At 42.1% G+C, this 5677-nt stretch carries 5 protein-coding genes and 1 pseudogene; all 6 read left to right on the forward strand.

The window, feature by feature from the left end; genetic code table 11:
• A partial coding sequence (locus SMIDD26_RS01375) for a YebC/PmpR family DNA-binding transcriptional regulator (RefSeq protein WP_246746844.1) occupies positions 1-581 on the forward strand: 581 nt, incomplete at its 5' end.
• 176 nt (positions 582-757) lie between these two features.
• A complete protein-coding gene (locus SMIDD26_RS01380) occupies positions 758-1228 on the forward strand; it encodes a MarR family winged helix-turn-helix transcriptional regulator (RefSeq protein ID WP_023940349.1) in 471 nt (156 codons plus the stop codon).
• A complete protein-coding gene (locus SMIDD26_RS01385) occupies positions 1203-2972 on the forward strand; it encodes an ABC transporter ATP-binding protein (protein ID WP_061438674.1) in 1770 nt (589 codons plus the stop codon). Before SMIDD26_RS01380 ends, SMIDD26_RS01385 begins: the two co-directional genes overlap by 26 nt.
• Positions 2962-4722: an ABC transporter ATP-binding protein gene (locus tag SMIDD26_RS01390; RefSeq protein ID WP_061438675.1), complete on the forward strand. Its 1761-nt coding sequence runs from the start codon at positions 2962-2964 to the stop codon at positions 4720-4722. Before SMIDD26_RS01385 ends, SMIDD26_RS01390 begins: the two co-directional genes overlap by 11 nt.
• A gap of 95 nt (positions 4723-4817) precedes the next feature.
• Positions 4818-5321 carry a phosphatase PAP2 family protein gene (locus tag SMIDD26_RS01395; RefSeq protein ID WP_061438676.1) on the forward strand — a complete coding sequence of 168 codons (504 nt, stop codon included), beginning with the start codon at positions 4818-4820 and terminating at the stop codon, positions 5319-5321.
• 219 nt (positions 5322-5540) lie between these two features.
• Positions 5541-5677 (forward strand): annotated as a pseudogene (locus tag SMIDD26_RS01400) (DNA-binding response regulator); the annotation flags it as partial.

Here is a 5677-nt window from a genome sequence, read left to right on the forward strand (position 1 = left end):
CCTTGAAATTCGTTATCGACCGTGCTAAACAAGCCCAAGTGCCAAAACACGTTATCGATAAGGCTTTGGACAAGGCTAAAGGAAACACAGACGAAACCTTTACAGAAGGACGTTACGAAGGTTTTGGACCAAATGGTTCTATGTTGATCGTGGATACTTTGACTTCAAACGTTAACCGTACAGCGGCTAATGTTCGTGCAGCTTTTGGTAAAAATGGTGGAAACATGGGTGCTTCAGGTTCGGTTTCATACCTCTTCGATAACAAGGGTGTTATTGTATTTGCAGGTGAAGATGCCGATGCAGTCTTTGAGCAATTGCTTGAAGCAGATGTGGATGTGGATGATGTAGAAGCAGAAGAAGGTACAATCACAGTTTACACAGCTCCAACTGACCTTCATAAGGCTATCGTTGCCCTTCGTGAGTCAGGTATCGAAGAATTCCAAGTGACTGAATTGGAAATGATTCCTCAATCAGAAGTGGAATTGTCAGGCGATGACCTTGAAACCTTTGAAAAACTTTACAGCGTTCTTGAAGACGACGAAGACGTACAAAAAATCTACACAAACGTAGACGGTTTCTAATTTAACCTAGAGAATATGATCCTAAGTGAAAAAATCACTTGGGATTTTTTGAATCAAGAAAATAGTTCTCTAGGAAACTTTTTCTTGACATCTCTTTTCAAAGTGGTAAAATAGTTCTCATGGAAACTTATTTAGTTCCTAGGAGAACTAAATGTGATTGTTAGAAAGGAGTTAGTATGGATAAACCGATGTTAGTCTTTAAGCGTTTTGGTCATCAGATTCATCTGATGGTGCAAAAGGAAGCCAAACGTTGTGGTATTGAATTTATGGGTGGGCCTCAAGGTCAGGTTGTGCGTTTTTTGGATAATCGTGAGAAAAACCAAGACTTGGTCTTGATTAAAGATATCGAGCAGGAACTCAATATTACCAAGTCTGTTGCTAGTAATTTGGTCAAGCGTATGGTGCAAAATGGTTTGGTGGAATTGGAGGCGAATCCCAGCGATAAGCGGGCTAAATTTGTTCGTCTGACGAACAAAGCACGTTCTCAGATGCAAGAGGTTAAGGCTTTTTTTGAACGCATAGACAAGCAGTTGATGGAAGACATTGATGAAGATGAATTACTGATTTTTGAGAAAGTTCTCGGTCAACTACAGGCAAATATCAAGGGAATAGGAGGAGAGAATGAAGAAATTAGCCAAACGAATTAGTAGAAAAGAATGGGGGATGATTTTACTAGCCATTCTCTTTACTTGCTTTTCGGTCTATCTGGAGTTGGAAGTGCCGACCTATATCTCGAAAATTACGGATTTGCTAGGTAGTCAAGGAACTAATTTAGATGAGTTGTGGCAGCCAGCAAGCATGATGGTGGGAATGTCCTTTCTTGCCTTCTTGTCCGTAGTTGCAGTTGGATTTTTTGCATCCCGAGTGGCGGCTTCTTATACTAGTAGGCTGAGAAGTGATATTTTTAACCGAGTTTTGGATTACTCGCAGACAGAGATTAAGAAATTCTCTATTCCCAGTCTTTTAACTCGTACCACCAATGATATTACTCAAGTTCAAATGTTGATTACCATGGGCTTGCAAGTAGTTACGCGTGGTCCGATTATGGCTATCTGGGCTATCGGGAAGATTTTAGGCCATTCAGAATACTGGCTCTGGGCCGTACTTGTGGCAGTGATTGTCAACGTTTTGATGACGACTGTTTTGATGACGCTAGCCTTTCCAAAACAGTCCTTGATTCAGGGGTTGACAGATAAACTGAACAGTATCACTCGTGAGAGTTTAACAGGTATTCGTGTCGTTCGCGCCTACAATGCTGAAGAATACCAAAATGAAAAATTTGCATCAGCAAATGATGAATTGACACGCTTGAATTTGTTTGTCAACCGTCTTATGGCTATTTTGAACCCTATCATGATGGGGATTTCAAGTGGTTTGAGTGTGGCGATTTACTGGATTGGGGCCTATGTGATTAACGACGCTACTCCGATAGCGCGTCTGCCTCTCTTTAGTGACATGATTGTTTTCATGTCTTATGCCATGCAGGTTGTCATGGGCTTTCTTCTCATGGGAGCACTCTTCATCGTTCTTCCCCGAACTATGGTCTCTGCTAAGCGGATTAATCAAGTTTTAGATTTGCATTCTTCTATCCAAAACCCTGCTCAAGTGCAGCTGGTTGATGAAAACCTCAAAGGTCAGGTCGAGTTTAAGGATGTGACCTTCCGCTATGCGGCAAATTCGGAGGCGGTTATTGAGAATGTTAGCTTTAAAGCAGAAGGTGGTCAAACAGTGGCCTTTATTGGGTCAACAGGTTCTGGTAAATCAACTCTGGTCAATCTGATTCCACGTTTCTACGATGTGTCAGACGGAGAAATTCTGGTGGACGATGTCAATGTTCAAGACTATGCCTTAGAAGATTTGCGCAACAAGGTTGGCTATATTCCACAAAAAGCGGTTCTCTTTTCAGGTAATGTTAAGGGCAATTTGGACTTTGGACAGAGTCAAGAAACACCACTTAGTGAGCAGGCTATGTGGCAGGCTTTGGAGTTGGCCCAGTCTAAGAACTTTATCGAAGATAAGGAATCGGGCTTAGAGTCAGAAGTGGCCCAAGGAGGAACCAACTTCTCAGGTGGTCAAAGACAGCGTCTGGCCATTGCGCGTGCCTTAGCTCGGAAGCCAGAAATCCTCATCTTTGACGACTCCTTCTCAGCCTTGGACTACAAGATAGACCGTGTCCTACGCCAAGAGCTAGCAGAAAAAACTAAGTCTATGACCAAACTCATCGTCGCACAGCGTATTTCAACGATTATGGATGCAGATTTGATTTTGGTTTTGGATCAAGGAAAAGTCGTGGGGCAAGGTACCCACAAGGAACTTCTAGCTAATAACGAAGTTTACCAAGAAATTGCCTATTCACAACTATCGAAGGAGGAATTGGAACATGGAAAATAAGAAAATGTCTCTCTGGAAACAGAGTAAACCCTATCTTGCAGGCCTCCAGTTTGCCCTTCTGATAGCCTTTCTAGCAACAATCCTATCCAATATCATTACTGTATATGGTCCAACTCGTATCAAGGAAATGACCAATATCATTGCCAGTGGTCTGGAAACAAGTGTGGATGTCGCGGCGGTTGCAGCCATTGGTAGTTTTTTGGTCATCATCTATATAATTGGGCTTCTATCAAATTATTTGCAGGCCTTTCTGTTTACAACAGCTATTCAACGTTTTTCAGAGCGTTTGAGAAGAGCGATTGCAGAGAAAATCAATCACCTACCATTGGGATATTTTGATGGACATTCTCAAGGAGATACCTTGTCTCGTGTAACCAATGATGTTGACACTGCAGCCCAGTCCCTCAATCAAAGTCTAGGAACAGTTCTTTCATCTAGTTTACTGGTCGTAGCAGTATTGGTAACCATGTTTGGGATGAACTGGATTTTAGCCTTGGTGACGGTTGTGTCAACTCTTATCGGTTTTGCTTTCGTGTCTGTCTTTATGGGCAAATCCCAGGGCTTTTTTAAGAGTCAGCAACAGGATTTGGCAGCTGTCAATGGTTATGTGGAGGAAATGTACTCTGGTCATAATGTGGTGACCAGTTATAATGCTATCGAGAGCACGAAAGAAGAATTTACGATATTAAATAATCGTCTGTATGACAGTATCTGGAAATCTCAATTTATTTCAGGGATTATGATGCCGATTATGATGTTTATTGGGAACTTTAGCTATGCCTTAGTGATTATCGTTGGTGCAGCCTTGGCCTTAAATGGGCACATCAGTATCGGGATTATCGTTGCCTTTATGGCCTACGTTCGTATCTTTTCTCAGCCTCTTTCACAAATCGCTCAAGGGATTACTAGTCTTCAGCAGGCTAGTGCAGCCATGGGACGTGTCTTCGAATTCCTAGCTGAAGAGGAAATGGAAGACGAATCCCATAAAGAAAGACAATTGAGCGATATGAAAGGTCAAGTGGTCTTTGATCGAGTTTCCTTTGGTTACACACCAGAGAGAACTATCATCCATGACTTTTCTGCGACCGCTCATGCAGGGCAAAAGGTTGCCATTGTCGGACCGACTGGAGCTGGTAAGACAACCATTGTCAATCTTTTGATGAAGTTTTATGAGATTGATAAGGGGAGTATCCGTATCGATGGTGTGGATACCAAGGATATGAAGCGATCGGAAGTACACGATGCCTTTTCAATGGTCTTGCAGGATACTTGGCTCTTTGAAGGTACTATCCGAGATAATCTCATCTATAACCAAGAGGGGATTAGTGATGAGCGCGTGATTGAAGCCAGCAAGGCTGTAGGGATTCACCACTTTATTATGACCCTACCAGATGGTTACGATACAGTCTTGGACGACACAGTAACCTTGTCTGTCGGGCAAAAACAACTCTTGACCATTGCTCGTGCTTTGCTGAAAGATGCGCCACTCTTGATTTTGGATGAGGCGACTTCTTCTGTTGATACTCGGACGGAAGAATTGATTCAGAAAGCTATGGATCGTTTGATGGAGGGCAGAACTTCCTTTGTCATCGCCCACCGCTTGTCAACCATCCGTAATGCGGATCTTATTCTGGTTATGAAAGATGGCAATATCATCGAGCAAGGAAATCATGATGAGTTGATGGCGCAAGCTGGTTTCTACGCTGACCTCTACAACAGTCAATTTACAGAAGACGAAGCAGAAGAATAAATCGAAAGAAGGCTTGACGGCCTTCTTTTTCTGCACTATACTAGAAGACAAGTGCTTCCCTATAAGCAAAATTTGAGTAAGTGATGAGAAAATATATGAAAAATTATCAAGAATGGTATGACCACATTGCTGGTAAGATTGGAAATAGGCCTATCTTTCTGAGCTTGTTAAGAACTTTCAATCGGTTCATGACGGTAGTTGTGCCTATGATTTATCTAACCTTGTTAGCAATTACCTATCTCCAACAAGGACTTGGGAAACAGGCCGGAATCTATTTGTTTATCCCTGCATCAGGTTTTGTGATTTTGTCCTTTCTTCGTAAGAAAATCAATTCCCCTAGGCCTTATGAGGAATGGGATATTAAACCCTTGCTTGACAGAGATAGTCCTGGTCAGTCTATGCCCAGTCGTCATGTCTTTTCAGCAACCATTATCTCCATGGCTTGCTTACATACTAGTCTAACTATGGGGATGATTTGTTTGATATTATCAGCCTTCCTAGGTCTAGTGAGAGTCTTGGGTGGAGTGCATTTTCCCAAGGATGTAGTAGTTGGTTATATTTGTGGTCTTGTGTGGGGTGTGCTTTTCTTTCTATTTTGACCTGTAAGTTAATACTCAATGAAAATCAAAGAGCAAACTAGGAAGCTAGCCGCAAGCTGTACTTGAGTACGGTAAGGCGACGCTGACGTGGTTTGAATTTGATTTTCGAAGAGTATAAGGCGGTCCTAGAACCACTTACGTGCCTAAAGTAACCACTTGCTTTTTTGCTCTTGTTTTCTTATTTTGGCTTTGATATAGTAGAGTCAGAAAGGAGATGGAATGAAGTTACGAATCGAAATTGACAGCAATTTAGAGGAAACTGAAATTGTCATCAAGGCAGCGGCTTTGACAGATGAGATTGCGGATTTACAGCGCCTCTTGCAAGAGTCCAAGTCTCCTCGTTTGATTTTTTACAA

The organism is Streptococcus mitis (assembly GCF_001579035.1).
Taxonomy (GTDB): Bacteria; Bacillota; Bacilli; order Lactobacillales; family Streptococcaceae; genus Streptococcus; species Streptococcus mitis_J.